The organism is Nostoc sp. PA-18-2419, from assembly GCF_005869855.1.
Classification (GTDB): domain Bacteria; phylum Cyanobacteriota; class Cyanobacteriia; order Cyanobacteriales; family Nostocaceae; genus Nostoc.
This window is the reverse complement of the sequence record NZ_SZNH01000023.1, coordinates 50921-67907: the sequence shown is the minus strand read 5'-3', so window position 1 is coordinate 67907 and position 16987 is coordinate 50921. Positions and strand designations below refer to the sequence as shown.

At 37.7% G+C, this 16987-nt stretch carries 15 protein-coding genes; 10 read left to right on the top strand and 5 right to left on the bottom strand.

The genetic code is table 11. The features are described from left to right. Window positions 1-234 precede the first annotated feature (234 nt). Window positions 235-435: a hypothetical protein gene (locus FCR06_RS21860; RefSeq protein WP_138503458.1), complete on the top strand. Its 201-nt coding sequence runs from the start codon at window positions 235-237 to the stop codon at window positions 433-435. 175 nt (window positions 436-610) lie between these two features. Here FCR06_RS21860 and FCR06_RS21855 read toward each other — a convergent pair whose 3' ends face one another. Next, window positions 611-1054, bottom strand: coding sequence for a molybdopterin-binding protein (locus FCR06_RS21855; RefSeq protein WP_138503456.1), 444 nt, complete (start codon window positions 1052-1054; stop codon window positions 611-613). A 456-nt stretch (window positions 1055-1510) separates the two neighbouring features. Here FCR06_RS21855 and FCR06_RS21850 point away from each other — a divergent pair, with 456 nt between their 5' ends. Further along, the gene (locus FCR06_RS21850; RefSeq protein ID WP_138503454.1) at window positions 1511-2308 is read left to right on the top strand and encodes a hypothetical protein; all 798 of its coding nucleotides are present in this window, start codon (window positions 1511-1513) and stop codon (window positions 2306-2308) included. Between the two features lie 3 nt (window positions 2309-2311). On the opposite strand, the gene FCR06_RS21845 is transcribed toward FCR06_RS21850, so the two are convergent. Both FCR06_RS21845 and FCR06_RS21840 read right to left on the bottom strand, forming a co-directional pair. Next, on the bottom strand, window positions 2312-2506 hold the full coding sequence (locus FCR06_RS21845; RefSeq protein ID WP_223280231.1) for a DUF4351 domain-containing protein: 195 nt from the start codon (window positions 2504-2506) through the stop codon (window positions 2312-2314). A gap of 45 nt (window positions 2507-2551) precedes the next feature. Beyond that, window positions 2552-3106, bottom strand: a complete 555-nt coding sequence (locus FCR06_RS21840; RefSeq protein ID WP_138503452.1) for a 1,2-dihydroxy-3-keto-5-methylthiopentene dioxygenase — start codon at window positions 3104-3106, stop codon at window positions 2552-2554. A gap of 251 nt (window positions 3107-3357) precedes the next feature. Here FCR06_RS21840 and FCR06_RS21835 point away from each other — a divergent pair, with 251 nt between their 5' ends. From FCR06_RS21835 to FCR06_RS21825, 3 genes are all read left to right on the top strand, one after another. After that, complete coding sequence (locus tag FCR06_RS21835; protein ID WP_138503450.1) at window positions 3358-4803, top strand: FAD-binding domain-containing protein; 1446 nt, start codon at window positions 3358-3360, stop codon at window positions 4801-4803. 263 nt (window positions 4804-5066) lie between these two features. Further along, window positions 5067-5312 carry a hypothetical protein gene (locus FCR06_RS21830; RefSeq protein ID WP_138503448.1) on the top strand — a complete coding sequence of 82 codons (246 nt, stop codon included), beginning with the start codon at window positions 5067-5069 and terminating at the stop codon, window positions 5310-5312. Next, entirely contained in the window at window positions 5293-5574 is a 282-nt protein-coding gene (locus FCR06_RS21825; RefSeq protein WP_138503446.1) for a hypothetical protein, read from the top strand. Before FCR06_RS21830 ends, FCR06_RS21825 begins: the two co-directional genes overlap by 20 nt. Before the next feature lie 258 nt (window positions 5575-5832). Here FCR06_RS21825 and FCR06_RS21820 read toward each other — a convergent pair whose 3' ends face one another. Continuing rightward, window positions 5833-7047 (bottom strand): glycosyltransferase family 4 protein, encoded by a 1215-nt coding sequence (locus tag FCR06_RS21820; protein WP_138503444.1) that lies wholly within the window; start codon window positions 7045-7047, stop codon window positions 5833-5835. Window positions 7048-7318: 271 nt separating this feature from the next. Here FCR06_RS21820 and FCR06_RS21815 point away from each other — a divergent pair, with 271 nt between their 5' ends. Next, on the top strand, window positions 7319-8338 hold the full coding sequence (locus tag FCR06_RS21815; RefSeq protein ID WP_138503442.1) for an Npun_R2821/Npun_R2822 family protein: 1020 nt from the start codon (window positions 7319-7321) through the stop codon (window positions 8336-8338). A gap of 50 nt (window positions 8339-8388) precedes the next feature. Here the strand turns inward: FCR06_RS21815 and FCR06_RS21810 are convergent, their stop codons facing one another. After that, complete coding sequence (locus FCR06_RS21810; RefSeq protein ID WP_138503440.1) at window positions 8389-10392, bottom strand: AAA-like domain-containing protein; 2004 nt, start codon at window positions 10390-10392, stop codon at window positions 8389-8391. Window positions 10393-11169: 777 nt separating this feature from the next. Here FCR06_RS21810 and FCR06_RS21805 point away from each other — a divergent pair. The 4 genes from FCR06_RS21805 to FCR06_RS21790 all read left to right on the top strand — a co-directional run bounded on the left by FCR06_RS21805 (window position 11170) and on the right by FCR06_RS21790 (window position 16970). Continuing rightward, on the top strand, window positions 11170-11427 hold the full coding sequence (locus FCR06_RS21805; RefSeq protein WP_138503438.1) for a PAS domain-containing protein: 258 nt from the start codon (window positions 11170-11172) through the stop codon (window positions 11425-11427). 166 nt (window positions 11428-11593) lie between these two features. Next, a complete protein-coding gene (locus FCR06_RS21800; RefSeq protein ID WP_138503436.1) occupies window positions 11594-12193 on the top strand; it encodes a cytochrome b/b6 domain-containing protein in 600 nt (199 codons plus the stop codon). A 303-nt stretch (window positions 12194-12496) separates the two neighbouring features. Next, complete coding sequence (locus tag FCR06_RS21795; protein WP_138503434.1) at window positions 12497-13381, top strand: ParA family protein; 885 nt, start codon at window positions 12497-12499, stop codon at window positions 13379-13381. Between the two features lie 202 nt (window positions 13382-13583). Continuing rightward, the gene (locus FCR06_RS21790; RefSeq protein ID WP_138503433.1) at window positions 13584-16970 is read left to right on the top strand and encodes an EAL domain-containing protein; all 3387 of its coding nucleotides are present in this window, start codon (window positions 13584-13586) and stop codon (window positions 16968-16970) included. The last annotated feature ends 17 nt before the right edge of the window (window positions 16971-16987 follow it).

The following is a 16987-nucleotide window of genomic DNA, read 5'->3' as shown; positions in this document are numbered from 1 at the left end:
CAGTCTGTCTTGATTGTCAAAGATACTAGCGCTTTTCACAATTTCTCCAATACATTGATGTTTGCAGCATTTTTTTATTTATGTAACTAAACTTAACAATTAAATTAATCTTTGGGAACTAACGAGCAAATACGGTTTACCGTACTCGAACAATTAAATACTGCTCCCAATCAGAGAACTTTGGGGAACTCTAAGAAATAAATTATCCCGTTTTAAGTTGATGACTGATAACTGATGAACGCCAGTTGCTACAACGTGGGGAACCTCCACAACGCACTGGCTCTTGTTAATACTCAACAGTGGGATATTTTTTTATTTGTCAGTCGTTTAGTGAAGAGAACGCTGTCAAAGAAGATGCAGTTGGGAGATATAAAAACAAATCAGCGATCGCAAAATCCCAAATATTTTTGTGAAGTCTTGTATAACAGCAAGTAAAACGATAATTATACCAAATTAATCCCTACACAATTTTTTTGCCAGTTGATACTGGCTTTGGAAGAGCGATCGCATGGACTATAAATACTCAATTTATCTTACATTTGTTCCGAATTAAAATGTTAGTCAGAAAAATTCATATTCTTAATATCTAACGTCCAAAATTAATATATTTCTATTCTCTGGCAATGACTATATCATTAGATTTTATAACTGCATAAGCTTCTTTTCCTTGAGCTAGTTCTAATTCTTCAGCGGAAGCTCTGGTGATAATCGAGGTTAATTCTACTTTGTGAATAATCTCGATAGTCACTTCACTATTAACAGCTCCGTAAACAACTCGTTTAACGACACCTTTAAGAATATTGCGAGAGCTAACTTTTAATGATTTTTTCGGAATGTTAGTTTCTATTTCAGGCTTTTGAGTGTAGATATCTTCTTGTTCTTCTTCATTAGTTGGTAGTGATATTGGTGCTGAAGAGTGCTGATTGAGACTACGCACGAGTTCTCTCAGAATCTCAGTTTTGGTACGTTGAGAGTGTTCGCAGAATTCCTCCAGAATCTTCCGCTCCTCTTCTGAGGTTTGAAATGTGACCCAGCCTTGTTCTTTTCTTGGCATAATGTTATCAATTTTGGTTATCTTAGTACGATTTTACCAAGTATCAATTCGATGTATCGTTTTAGTAATAACATTTTTTTTTGAGGAATTTCTGCATTTTGCTGGAAAATTCCTCAAATAATCTCATACATTTAACTATATAGATATTTATTTTTTCTAGATGCAAAATAATTTGTTACTTGATAATGCATAACCATGATTATATTTATACCAACAAAAATGGTAAAAATGATACTTACTTCGCTGCTTTAGGTTTTACCTAAGGTGAGCGCCTTTATGGTGTGTGGGTAGTTTGATTGAGTTTGATCTCTTAGCTTTTGTTAGCTTTTTGGGTGAAATATTCGATTTGGCGAGTGGGTTTAGGATTGATATGTTACAGGGTAAGTCTGGCACGAAATTTGCCGAGCGATCGCGCGAGTACCATAGGATTATTTCATGTGAGTTTATAAAAGGGTGATGAAACACCTCAAATCGCGTTCTCAAGACCTGCGGGGTTTGTTTGAGAATAATATCACCATTGAATACATCGCAGAACCCCTCAAAGCTATGCCAGCTAATGCACAGGTGACACAAGTGCTGCATTGGATGGAAGCACAAAATTTTGATGTCGTCGGTGTTGAAACCGAAGATATTATTAGCGGTTATGTAGAACGCTCTAGTTTGATTCAAGCTAAATCTGGTAAATGTAGCGACTATCAACGAGTATTTCATCCCAAAGAACTAATTGCCATTTCCACCCCACTGATGAAGTTGCTACCAATTTTGCAACAAACTCCCCGGTTGTTTGTTCTCGACTGCAATCAAGTGAGTGGAATTGTTACCTGCGGCGACTTGCAGAAAGCACCCGCACGAATGCTACTGTTTGGCTTGGTAACGCTGCTGGAAATGAATCTCCTGCGGTTAGTGCGGCTTTACTATCCTCAAGATTCTTGGCAACAAGTCCTGAAAAAAGAGCGGTTAGAAGTTGCTCAACGGTTATGGCGAGAAAGCCAGGAAAGAAACGAAGCTACCGATTTGTTAGATTACTTGCAATTCTGCGATAAGCGAGAGTTGGTTTTAAATCAACCAGAACTTCTCGAGCAATTGGGACTGAAATCTAAACGGTTTGGCGAGCGCTTTCTCAAGTCTGCTGAACAGTTACGAAACCGATTAGCTCATGCCCAAAATTTAGTTACTGGTTCCTCTTGGACAGAGTTGATTTCTCTAGCAGAGGCGATGGAAATGCTGTTAATTCGCTGTGAGGAAGTTGAGTAAAGTTTATTGATAGTTGTGCAACCAGCCTGCTAAATCTGCTGCTGTAGAAAAATCTAATAGCGCTTCGCTCAACTCTTCTAATTGAGTCACAGACAATGCTTCGATCTGCGTAAGCAGTTCTGGAGCAATGATACCAATTCGTCGAGTTAGTTGGCGCATGACCACTGACAAAGCCTCTTGTTTTCTCCCTTGCTCAATTCCTTGTCTAATAAAAATTACAAATATTTATAAAATAAATTAGCTTTAGCGCGGCTTGTTGAGGGAATCACTCATCTGAGTACCTGTATAGTTAGGAACCCATCCTTCTACATTTAGGAAATAGCGTACTGCCTTAAAATTTAACGATGCATTTGGGCTGCACCAATGCTCAACACCTGCGGGGATGTAGAGATAATCTTGTGGCTGAATTAAAAGCTGTACTTGGCTGCCATCAGGTCGCACAAAGCCATAGATCATTTCTCCTGCCAACACGTAGAGGGGTTCAGCGGCAGTGTGAGTATGGTAACGGCTGTAAGTTGCTATCAAATGGTGAAGATTGGGGGAACCTGGATGTAAATTCAGCAAGTCACACCAGAGAGCTTCATTTTCTTGCTGAATAAATTCAAACACGCTGTTATGGAGTTCTATAATATGAAGTTTTTCTGACTCTGTTAAAAGCTCCTGGTTTAACAGGTTTGGGAAAAGCAGCGATGTTCCTGGGTCGTAATGTCTAAGTTGAATGCCAACAGGGGCAAGTTCACGAGCTATTTCGCCTAAATCACTCTCAATTGTACCGTCATCAAGTAGTAGGTTGGCCATAACAAAAAGACTAATTAACTGTTAACAAGAGTATACTCAACTTTTAAATCAAAAGCCACTATTACCGATTGACAAACCGGGGATTTAGGGATTGAGTATTGGGTATTAGGTAGTGAGAAAGTATTTTTAAATATTTATTTCCTAATCACCAATCCCAATTTCCCATTCAGAGAATAAATTTATCAGCAGAATGATGCTGATTAGTACCGTTAGCATCTAAGCTAGTACGGGTGAACTATGTTGAGTATGGAATGTCTGACTTAATTTTGTTTTGGCATCGTCGTGATTTACGTATTTCTGATAATACAGGACTGGCAGCAGCACGGCAGCAGAGTCCGAAAGTAGTAGGCGTGTTTTGCCTCGACCCGTGTATCCTAGAACGAGATGATGTTGCCCCAGCGAGGGTAACTTATATGATTGGCTGTTTGGAGAAATTACAACAGCGATATGCTGAAGTTGGCAGCCAGTTGTTAATACTTCACGCTAATCCTGTGCAAGCAATACCAGCTTTAGCTGAGGCGTTATCAGCAAAAGCTGTTTTCTGGAATTGGGATGTAGAACCTTATTCCCAAGAACGCGATCGCACCATTATAAATGCCCTCAAAGAAAAAAGTATTCAGTTTCTTAGCGAAAACTGGGATCAAATCCTCCACTCTCCAGAAGAAATACGGACAGGTAGTAATCAACGTTATACGGTTTATACTCCCTTTTGGAAAAATTGGATTAGCAAACCGAAGAATCAACCAGTAGAAACTCTGCAAAATGCCCAAGGGTTAACGAAAGCTGAACAGAAAATGGCCAAGCAAGCAGGAGCAATGGCATTACCTTCAGCAAAAGATTTAGGATTTATTTGGGATGGAGAATTGATTCTTTCACCGGGAGAAGCGGCCGCGCAAGAACGGCTAGAAGAATTTACTACTCAAGCGATTACTGAATATCAAGAACAGCGCAATTTTCCCGCAGTTGAGGGAACATCGCAATTGAGTGCAGCTTTGAAATTTGGTGTCATTGGCATTCGCACCGTTTGGCAAGCCATAACACAAGCACAAGAAAACAGCCGCAGTGAGGAAGCAACAGCCAGTATCCGCACATGGCAACAGGAACTAGCTTGGCGCGAGTTTTATCAACACGCAATGTATAACTTCCCCGAATTGGCTAACGGTGCTTTCCGCGACACCTTCAAAAACTTTCCTTGGGAAACCAACGAAGAACATTTCCAAGCTTGGTGCGAAGGAAGAACAGGCTACCCGATTGTGGATGCAGCAATGCGCCAGTTGAATGAAAGCGGGTGGATGCACAACCGTTGTCGGATGATTGTCGCTAGTTTTCTCACCAAAGACTTGCTAATTAATCCGCAATTAGGAGAAAAATACTTTATGCAGAAGTTGATTGACGGTGATTTATCTGCTAATAATGGCGGTTGGCAGTGGAGTGCTTCTAGCGGGATGGACCCCAAACCCGTGCGAATTTTCAACCCAGCTAGTCAAGCACAAAAATTCGATCCAGATGCAGAATATATTCGCCAATGGGTGTCAGAATTGCGGTCTGTCGATACAGAATATTTAGTTACTGGTAAAATTCCAGCTTCAGAACGCGATGCTGTCGGTTATCCGGAACCGATTGTAAATCATAAAATACAGCAACAGCACTTTAAAATGCGTTATCAACAACAAAAAACTGTCAGTAGTCCCCAGTGATCGAAGTTTTGAGCGCCAGAAGCCTTGAAGCGTTCTCAAAGAGTAGCTGCACCGTCTATTTTGGGCAATTCAGCGGATATGATATTATCCTATAATTCACTGAGAACCGGGCTTCACCAAGATTGTAGTCGTTGATTTTGGATGCTTGACCGCAAATGCCCTGATACTTTAATGTCTCTTGTTCATAAATTCCGCAAAAACACCGTTACGGTAATCTGTACTTCCGATCAAAACTGAGAGCATCCAGTTTTTAGGGTTTATTTATGACCAGCCCTGTAACGACGGTTATCCAAGTCAATCTGAAGATGGCTCTAGAGGTAGCTCAAGAATTGGAGCAAGCTCCATACACTAAACTCAGTGCTTACTGTTTAGAAATTTTGCGAGAAATAGGGTGTCCTGGTACTGAACTCCCAGATAGCTTACAAACTCGCGATCAGCAGCTAAATTTCATCACTGGCTTTGCATCTTATGCTTTTGGGGAGGTACAAAATGTCCAAAGCATTAATTGAAGATATCTTTAATGATTCACAAGAGGCACAAGAAATTAGTTTTCCTGCCACAGATAAAGACTTGTTGATTTTAACAGAAAAATTTTTAGGGTTTGAAATTCCCTCAAAGGTTTTCTTGCAAGCTATAGCCATTGCTGCTTACGACTGTGCATCTGCTTTTCGCTATGTTGATAATTATTTGGCTACCCTCAAGAATAAGAATAAACGTAAGCATAAAAATTTAGTTGTGTTCAAGTCTGCGGCTGGTTTTGAAAATAATTGAGTCGGATTTTCACAAAGTAATACCATTTGAGATTTGAGATTTTGGATTGTGTTCGGGGTGCATCTCCTAGAAAATGAGTTAGTCAGTAGATTTTGGGAACTCCATTTATGTGCAATCATGATTCAAATTGGTATAACTAAAAGCTAATACTGTTGAAATCAGATAATTTGCATGAGCAATAACTTTCATAGAGACCTTGTATTACAAAGTCTCTACATACATTTGTTTTAATAATTCAGAATTTCAAACAATTACGAATTACCCAAGACAAACTTGTTCATAGCTTTTACCAGCAATATCCCAAGTAAATTCTGTTTCTACTAGTTGTCTGCCATTGCGAGACAATTGCGATCGCAACTCTCGATTATCGAATAATTTACTAATTGCGGTGACGTACTGTGCAGGTTCATTGGCTCGTAATGCACGCAATGGTTCGTTAGTACCGTCTACGGCTAATCCTTCTAAACCGCGATCGCTTCCTACGATCGGTACACCAGCTGCCATTGCCTCTAGGGTCTTATTTTTAATGCCAAACCCAGTCCGCATAGGTACAACACAAATGGTTGCTTGATGTAAATATTCTACCATTGAAGGTACACGTCCAGTGACATTAATTCCTGGTTTTTTATTAAGTGCTAAAACTTCTGGTGCAGGATGAGAACCGACAATATCAAAAGTTGTATCAGGATAATTTTTTTTAATTTCTGGCAATACTTCTTTGCTGAAAAAGCAGACTGCATCAATATTCGCTAAATTATCCATTGCACCAATAAAAATTAAACGATTTCCTTTGGGATCACTGGGACGACTTGGGAAAGAAACTAAATCTACGCCATTAGGAATAACTGTAATTTTACTATTGGAGTTAAATTGTTGTATTTGAAATTTATCTTCTGCTGTGGTGACAACAATTTCTGAGAATTTAGCACAGTAAATTTGTTCATAACGACGCAAAAGTGGCAGATTAATTTTGTCTCTGATTGCATTTTCCGAAATGCCTGTCGCTAATTGGTTCCGACAAGTAGCGTAAACAGAACTATGGACATTAACTATAGTTTTTAGCTGTTTCTGGAAATATGGTTGCACATAAATTTCATTGACGCTATGTTCGCAGGTAATCACATCACATTTTCCTGCTTCTACCCAGTTATTAACCCAGGTTTGCATCTCCAGTGAATAGCGATTGAGTACGCTGGGCGGTGTACTTTGTAATAAAAATGTACCAAAGCGCTGCATCTTCTTCAAGATTCCGGCTGTAGTTGGAGAATCTTGTGGGCGCTCAAAAACTACCAAACGCTCTACGCGATCGCGTAATCCTACTAATTCTGCATCAGTAACATCATTTTCACGTTGAGTAACAAGAGTGACGTTATGATGTTGGCTCAAGTACTTAAGTAAATTAAATGTCCTGACTTGGGTTCCTCCCCTTGTTGGTGGGTAAGGAAAGGTAGAAGATAGCATTAAGATATTCATATTAAGAATAAATCAAATGTGATACATACACCATGACCTGATCCATGACTGTATGTCATCATAAGTATCCCTTAATATATTATTTGTAAAATTTTTAGAAGTTAAAGCAAACAAAAAGCTAGTTAGCTGTAGACAGAGCGCAATGGTAAATTTACTGTATAGTTCCACCTCAACTGTTGTTTTTACAGTCAAGTATAAGTCAGTATGTAACTATCACTGATAAAGTATTCAGCGAATAAACTAGTCTATAACTTAAGTAGGATTTAGCAAAATGAAATCATTTGGTATTTATACACTTGCCAATGATGCTGTATATGACCAATTAGTTGCTTTGCTAAACAGCATTGAGGTAAATGTTGGAGAAAATATTCCTGTTTGTGTGATTCCTTATAATCAGCAATTAGACCTAGTTAAGCAGGAAATAAAATCTAGAAATAATGTTACACTTTTTGAAGATTGGGAAGCAATTCATCGCTGGGATAATTTTGTTAATCAGCTTTGGGATACTCATCCAAGAGCAAATGACTCTAAATTAAATCGTCCAGGATGGTATAAAGGTTTTGTACACCGAAAATTTGCTTCTTTTAATGGTGATTTTGATAGATTTGTGTTTTATGATGCTGATAGTTTAGCCATGAAACCAATAGATGACATTTTTCAAAAATTAGATACTTACGATTTAGTATTTAACGATTGGGAACATGCTAAACCTAGAGAAAAAACACAATTAAATCTTGATGTACTTGAGAAAGTAATGCAGCTAACCGAAGCTGATTTGCGTTTGAAAATCCATTGTGATAGTTTTTTTGGCTCGAAGCGGTTACTTTTTAGTGACAAAGATTTAGATATTATCAAAGAAAGATGGATTCAAAAACGTGAATTTGAATGGATTCGTGAAGGTTCATGGTGGTCTAGTTCTGGCATCTTTGGTTATATAACTTTATACGGCGACCCACAAATATTTAACTTTACCCTCAGTCCAAATGCTGAAGAGAGAACAGGTAACTGTGCTAATGCAGATCCATTCGTGAATATCAATAATATTCTTTACAATCAAGATGGCTTAAAACCAATTCATCGCATTCATTATATGAGCTATTCTTCTATTGATTTTGTCCGTTTATGTCAAGGAGAAGATGTGAATATTGATTATAGAGATGAGTTTTTATATTATCGATTTTTCAAACAGCCAGAACGAAAACCAAAAGAATTGAAAGTTCCTAATGTAATGTCGCAAATGAATCGTTTTCTCAAAAAATCTAGTAAGAAACTTAAAAGAATTATCTCTTAAAAAATCATTTATAAATTTAGAGGATAAACATACTGTCAAATTATTAAAATTTAACCCAAAACAACGCGATCGCGTCCTTGTCTTTTTGCATGATATAGTGCTTGTTCAGCAGCATTAACTAAAGTAGCAGGCTCGGTTTCAACTTCAGGAATAATACTAGCTACACCTAAACTAACAGTTAAAACAGCAGCAGGCAAACCACCAATGTTAGGATACTCACACTTAATCGCCAAAGCTTTTACATGCTCTCGAATATATTCGGCAACATTCATTATCATAGCAATATCGACTTTCGCAAGAATAGCAAATTCTTCACCACCGTAACGAGCCACTAACACCTTGGTGTTTTCATTTTTTAAATCTGCTTTGGATAAAGTTGCAAAATAATTAGTAGCAGGATAAGCCATTTTGTGATTTGAATATGAAAAAGTACTATTACCTAACGAGTATTTTATGCTGTTACAGATAGTATTAGCGATTTTTCGCAAACACCTATCTCCTGCGGTATTACCGTAAGTTTTATTATAAATTTTGAAATAGTCGATATCGCACAAAATTAGTGATATGGGAGTGTGTTGAAGAATAGAATTTTGCCACTCAATTTGCAGATAGGTTTGAAAATAGTGGCGATTCACTAATTGAGTTAGTTCATCCAAGCTAGAGAGGAGAAGCAATTGTTGATTTTCTTGTTTTAACTGGTTAATACGATTGTTGTTGAATTCCTCATTGATTTTCAGGTATTCTCGAAAATATAAACGATATAATTTACATGTGGGAGTAGAGCGATCGCCTTCTAAGTTAATTAATCCCATACCTTGTAATTTATATGCCAATATCGGTTCTAATTTTACATAATTATTAGTATTAATTACTTGATAAAAAGCATTTACTAATTCTGGCTCATCTTGGAGGAGTAATATATATTGCCTTAAATACTCATGATAAATTCCTAATTCTGTTGGTGCTTGTTGCAATAGCTGTTCTAAATTTCCTTGTAATCCTCCTTTACCTATAAGATGATATAAAGCCAATCGTACCAAATAAGGATGTCCTCCCACAATCGCCATTAAACTGTCAGCATCTCTACCATCTGTCCAATCCAAACCATGACGTTGTGCTAAATCTTGGACTTGTTCTTTTGTAAACAAAGGCAATTTAATTGGCAAACCAATATTAAATAGTGATTGACTCAGTTTTATGGGAACAATAATTTCCGTTGAGTAAACTAGAACCAGGCGCAGTTTTTGCCAAATTTCTACTGCTTTAGCTTGTTCGTGCCACAAGCGCACTAATGCTAAGAATTCTCCAGCAATTTCCTGATACTCAAATACCCAATTTGCTTCATTTAAGACTAAAACAAGGGGAGTTTCCAACGCAGACAGCAAATACTTTTGAAAATAAATAGAGCAACTGACTTTGCTACCCATATTTTCATCCCAATAATCATTGAGTTTTGGTTCTAGCTGTAATTCACGACTGACATTGGCACAAAACCAGCGCAAAAATTTATTTAAACTGGTAAATACTGGTTTGTCTGCTTGCAGAAAGTCCAAACTCACGGTGCGAAAGCCTTGGTTTTTAGCGCGTGCAAGCAGCCGCAGAACCAGAGAGCTTTTGCCCATTTTCTTGGGTGCTTTGATGCAGATGACACTCCCTGGTTGAGCCATTTCTGCGTAAGCAACTTCCTCAATTGGCGGACGAGAGATGTAAAATCTAGAATTTAGGGATACTGGGCCATTAGGAAATTCTAAAGATATAGCTGTAGCAGCTCGGTTAAATTCCCTAAGTAACTGCTGATGTGTTTTGTTAAGACAATGATTTTCTAGAGTCTGGCGGAAGTTGGACTCATTTATTGGTTCTTTGTAAAAATGACTCAGTATTTGCCATAAATCAGCAGCAACTTTCTTGACGCGATCCTCGGCGTAATCTGCTTCAACTGCGATATTAGTGTAAGTTTTTCCTTCCCACGAAGAACGCAATACAATCTCTTGGAGTGTTGTTAAACCGATTGCTTGACTGGCTTTTAATAGCAGTGCTACTTCATCTATAGTCATTATTCATTGACTCTAATTGAGCATGAAATTTTCTTACAGCATTATTCTTGCAACTGAATGTAGCCTGTTGCGTGTAAAGGACAGCCAGCCCTTTCCACAAATGGTACAAAAAAGTCTAGAATAATTTTTTATCCTCAGATATCTGACGTGATTTGATCATAAAATTTTTTCCAAGTTTTTCGCCAATTTTATATGATTAAATCTACTTTTTTTAGACAAATTTTAGAATGTAGATACAGATAATTTAGCTGTTTTTTTCTCAAAAATAATCAAGGCGATCGCCACGAAGATGACATTTGTCCGTTTAGTYTTTGCTAAATTCCATCCAATTTGATGATATTGGTTGATAATCTGAGATCTAAGTTACAGTCTAATCAACTAAGTTGACGATTCATTAACAAAACCGTACTGTCCACAACAGGATCGTCAGGGTGCTAAGACGGCCTAGAGACAAGCAAAGGATATCTTCCTCATCGTACCAGTAACTATGCATATCAAAGAACCCGCTACCAATTCACTCTCAACTCAACTTTCACTACAAGATTCCCAGATTCTAGAACCAGAGTCACTCCACAAACAACAAAAAGACTTACTTCAAGAGAATTGAGATACTTGGCAATGTTCACAAGCAGTTGTAAAGATGGCCTTAATAGCCAGTGGTTTAGGATTGTGGGATTGGAATCTGGTAACAAACAAAACTTATTACGATCTCTAGTGGAAAAGCATTCTGGGGTATGAACTAAACGAAATCGCTCACGAGTTGAAATCTTTTGAAGAATTCGTACATCCCCAGATTTACCGATAATTCGCCAGGTATTTCAAAATTATCTTCAAGAATACACACCTGTTTTTGAAGTCGAATTACGAATGGTAACTAAATCTGGCGAATGGAAGTGGATTTTGACTTGTGGCAAAGTATTTCAGTGGGATCAATTTGGTAGGCTACTGCGGATAGTGGGGACGCATAAGGATATTAGTCAGCAAAAAGCGATCGCTATCCAACAATATCAACTATCTGAACGACTCCAAAAATAAATTGTTTTTGCTTTCCTGAGTTTTTCCAACTCCAATCGAGGTGAAGTTTTAGTTAATTAATCTTTGTTTACTAATAATAAAAATTATTTATAATATATTAGCTTTCATCCCAAAAGTATTTCAGTTTTGCTTATATCTATACCGTCACTGCAACTGATTAAAATCTATGAATTCAACTGTTTCCTCTCAAACTCCGAAGTTATCGACCCAAGCAATAGGAGCTAAAATATTTCATTGGTGTAACATCATTAGTCTGTTTATTATGCTCACTAGTGGATTACAAATTTACAATGCCAACCCTGTTTTTGGTGGACGTACAGGCTTGCACATTCCACCAATATTTACCTTGGGAGGTTGGCTTGCAGGAAGTAGACATTGGCATTTTGCAGCAATGTGGCTATTTTCATTAAATATATTGTGGTATGGAATTTACGTTTTAATTACTAGGCGCTGGCGACATCGGTTTGTAGGAGCTAATGACCTCAAAGCATTACAAAAAACTCAAAATTATAAGCGCCTCATTTATGCTTGGCATCGAATTGTTTATACAGCAATTATTCCTATCTTACTACTGGCATTATTTACAGGAATAGGAATGTATAAACCTGCTCAATTTCATTGGATTGTGGATTTGTTTGGCAGTTGGCAAGCATTGCGAATTGTTCACTTTGCTTCAGTACCAATAGTTATCTTATTTGCAGTAATTCACTCTTTATTAGGGCGTCAAGCAGGAGGTTCTCAACTAACAGAATCAATGTTTTGGTAAACGAATAAAAGATGAGTGGGGAGGGTAGAAAGATTATAAAACAATCTGCTTGGCTTCAGACAAAAGTCGGTTGGATTGAGCAAAGTCAAACCCAACAAATCCAGAAATGTTGGGTTACCCTACGGGATCGTTGTTAGGTTCCTCAAACGCCACTCAAGGATCTGATAAACCTATCTAACGCAGTGGCTCGCCAACCTACGGTTACTATTTTTATGCCAAAATATTAAATTTAATGGAAGATTTGATAAATCGAAAGGGGTGTACGCTACCTAGATGGGAATGCGTTAACAAAGGACTAAATCAATGGGATATGTAATTGCAACTGCAAATATGAAAGGTGGTGTTGGTAAAACCACCCTCACTGTCAACTTAGCTACCTGTTTAGCTAAAAATCATGGCAAGCGAGTACTTGTCCTTGATTTAGACAGTCAAATTAGCGCCACGCTAAGTCTGATGTCACCTTTAGATTTTGCTAAGCGTCGTAAACAAAGTAAGACATTTAGATATCTGATAGACGAGGTTATCAACCCAGAACCACAAGCAAAGCTGACAATTCAAGATATTATTCAATCCCAGGTTTGTAATCTTCCTGGACTGGATTTATTACCAGGAGATATTGATTTATATGATGAATTTGTTGTTTCAGAAATGCTGCATCAACAAGCAACTGCTTTAGGAGAACAAGACTTTGAAACGATTTGGAATCGCTTTGAAAGAGTTTTGATAAACAACATTTTAAAACCTGTGCGCCAAGAATATGATTTTATTCTTCTCGATTGTGCCCCTGGTTATAATCTATTGACTCGTAGCGCTTTAGCTGYCAGCGATTTCTATATACTTCCAGCTAAACCAGAACCCTTATCTGTAGTCGGTATTCAACTACTGGAAAGACGGATTGCCCAATTAAAAGATAGCCACGGACATGAAACCAAGATAAATATAAAAATGCTAGGAATTGTCTTCAGCATGTCTAGTGCTAACCTTCTAACTGGTAGATACTATAAACAAGTGATGCACCGGGTTGTTGAAGATTTTGGCGTTGAAAAAATTTGTAAAGTACAAATACCAGTTGATGTTAATGTTGCCAAGGCTGTTGATAGTTTTATACCAGCTGTTTTAAATGCTCCTCAATCACCTGGTTCAAAGGCATTTTTTCAGTTAACTCAGGAGTTGTTACAAAAAGTATAGTCTTACTTAATCATTCATAAGCAACAAAATTCCCTATTTCTTAATATAAGTAGGGAATTTCACTATCTAAATTATTAGATACAATAATGCAGCCTGGTAATAATTAAGCTACTTTTATTTAAATTTAAGTACTTATACTGAAGCTTTAAACAAGAAGATTCAGTTATTGAGTGAAAAGGCCAGTAAATCTAGCTAAGAAACAATGATTAGTAATGATTATGTACACGCAGACAAAAATCAGCCCTTGGGAATGCGCCTACCACGTACTCTGAGTTATCTCGAAACTTGGGGCTTTGGGTTGACGGGTCATGTTGGATGGATTGGTACTGCTCCCATCATTCATGCAGCGTTAGGGTCTAAAGCTATCTTAGTTTGGTTGTTTGGCACCATTGTTTCCTTTTTACTTAATTTGCAGGTACAAAGTCTAGGTAGACATTGGCCGGATGTTGCAGGAGGAACACCGAACTATACTACAAAGTTATTAAAAAACTTTCCTAGTTTAGGCCGTTACGTAGCCTTAGGCTACTTTTTTAGCTGGGTGGCAGCACCAGCACTGTATGCAATTATTTTGACAAACCTGATTAAAGTCAACTTTCAAACATTAGGTATTGTTTGTCCAGAAACTTTTTTAAAAGTTGTATTTACAGCGATTCCTTTTATTGTAGCGTTCAGTGGTACTCGTGCTTTAGCGCTGCTGCACTTATTTTTTGTGTTCCCAGCGATTTTATTACTGTTTTTATTTTGCATTCAAGGCGTACTATGGTTAACCTTTTCCAGCACTAGTTTTAACTTGCCCCCAATTAGTATACATAGCTTGAGCTTTGAAGAATGGGCAAAGTGGTTTTTCTTGGCTAGTTATTCAATTTATGCTTGTGAAACTACTTCTTCTTTTGTTGCTGATAGCCACAACTCAGAAAAAACATTGAAGTTCTTATCTGTGGCTGCTTGGTTAATTCCTCCGGTATTTATAGGTAGTTCTTGGGTATTAACGTGTTCGGCTCCAAATCCAACAATAGGCGACGATGTATTCTTAAATTTGCTAGCAGCTTCTGTCCCTTTTTGGGGTAAGTATGCTTCATTTTTAGTAACACTTCTAATTACTATATCCTGCCTTTTAAGTTCTGCTACGGCAGTTTCTAATTCTCCTCGGATTTTATACCAACTAGGTTTAGACGGACAGCTTTCTGAGATATTTGCAGTAGTTTCCCGTCAAGGTGTTCTTGGACCTGCCATTCTAGTTGCCTTCATCCTTAGTCTGTTTTGTTTGAATTTGGGAAATGTATCTCAGCTGGTGACAGTAGCAGGTACTTGTTATCTGTTGTCGATTATGGGACTACATTTAGGATTATGGTTGTGTCGAGGTCAACCGCAGGTATTATGGCCTTGGTGCTCACTTGGTTTTTTCTTTATAGAAGCGATAGTTCTGATAGTTGGAGGTTTAGCTTGGAATTGGAGAGATTTTTTAGTGGGATTATTGTTACCCATTGTTTTGATGTTAGGAGATATAGTACTACGTCACTTAAGATTTGGACCATTAGATCCAAGATGGTGGACTGAGCGTTACGATGCAAAGTCTAGTACAAACAACCCAGACTTTGTTGTCCTACAAGTGGTTGTCTTAGTATCATTAATTTGTATTACTGCTTGTAGCAGTTGGTTTATCCGTGATTTATTAAGCAAAGTTACTAATAATGCTCCTAACTCTTTATTAGCTATTTTGTTGGTGATACTTTCTTTTATAGGAGTAGCGATCGCCTGTTGGACAACTCTACCACAAATTGTTGCTATTGATGAGGCACGCAAACAAGCGAAAAACCTATTTATAACTACTCTCGATACGGTTCCAGATACTGTTTTAGTTTTAGATGAAGATGGGATGATTTGTCAAATCAATGCCGCTGCTGAAGAATTATTTGAATTAAGTATTCAGCAGTTACTTGGGCAAAACTTGAATCAACTGTTAATGTCTTATCACGGTAAACCAGAGAAATGGTCTATTAGAAGTGAGCAAACTTTAAAAATCAACAAAGGTCTACGAATTGTTGAATCGACTGTTTCATGCCCATTTAATCCTCAACTACGAGAATATGTTGTTATTGTACGTGACATCACTCAACGTAAGCTAGCAGAGGAAGAATTAGTCCAGTATCGTTGTCAGCTTGAGCAACTAGTGTTAGAACGCACCATTGAACTTATTCGAGTTAATCAACAACTCCAACAAGACATTATCAAGCGTCAAAATGCCCAAGAACAATTACTACACAATAGTCTTCACGACGTGCTAACGGGGTTACCTAATCAATCTTTATTTATCGAGCGAGTGCAGCAGTCAATAGAACGTACTAAGCAGAACGATAATTATCTATTTGCTGTTCTTTTCTTAGATGTAGACCGTTTTAAGGTCGTTAATGATAGCCTTGGACATCTACTAGGAAATCAACTTTTGATTGCAATTTCTCATCGGCTGAAGTCAGTTGTCCGAGCCGGAGATATAGTTGCTCGTTTTGGTGGAGATGAGTTTACAATTTTAATTGAGGAAATTGATGATATTAACACCGCTATACAAATAGCTGAACGCATTAAAAAGGTGCTAGCTTTACCATTTCAATTGAACGAGCATCGAGTGTTTGCTAATGCTAGTATTGGCATTGCTTTTAGTAAAGTAGATTATCAGCAAGCAGCACAGATAATCCGCGATGCTGATGTAGCAATGTACTCTGCTAAAGCACTTGGTAAGGCACGTTATCAAGTGTTCGATCAAAAGATGCATGAAAGTGCATCTTTACTCTTAGAATTAGAAACTGCTCTGCGACATGCACTGCTACTCAAGCAAGAAGAATTTCGCCTTTACTACCAACCAATTATTTCACTGTTAACTGGTAAAATTATTGGATTTGAAGCATTGATTCGCTGGCATCATCCAGAACGAGGAATTGTTTCCCCTCAAGATTTTATCCCTTTGGCGGAAGAGACGGGAATGATTGTTAGTATTGGGCAATGGGTGCTTTATCAAGCGTGCCACCAAATGCACATCTGGCATCAACAATTTCCTAGCTCACTAAATTTAACGATTAGTGTCAATTTTTCTGGTAAACAGATTAGCCAACCCGATATCTTTAAACAAGTTAAACTGATTTTGCAGCAAACTGGACTGAAGCCATGCAGTTTGAAATTAGAGATTACTGAAAGCTTGTTGATGGATAATTTTGAATTAGCTACTACTGTGCTTTCCCAGTTAACTGCCCTGAATATCGAGTTACACATGGATGATTTTGGTACCGGCTATTCATCTTTGAATTATTTGCATCGCCTACCAATCAAAACTATTAAGATTGACCGCTCTTTTGTCAACAATATAGGTAGTCGTGGAGAAAATTTAGAAATTGTTCGAGCGATAGTTACATTAGCTCATAATTTGAATATGTCTGTAACAGCAGAAGGAATAGAAACTGTAGAGCAATTAGCACAACTAAAGGCATTACAATGTGATTATGGACAAGGTTATTTTTTCTTACCGCCTTTAGAAAGTGTAGAAGTAGAAGCATTACTGGCTGCTAACTTTTGTTGCAAAGACTTCTTCAGTAAGTAAATTTTTCTTTTTCGTTT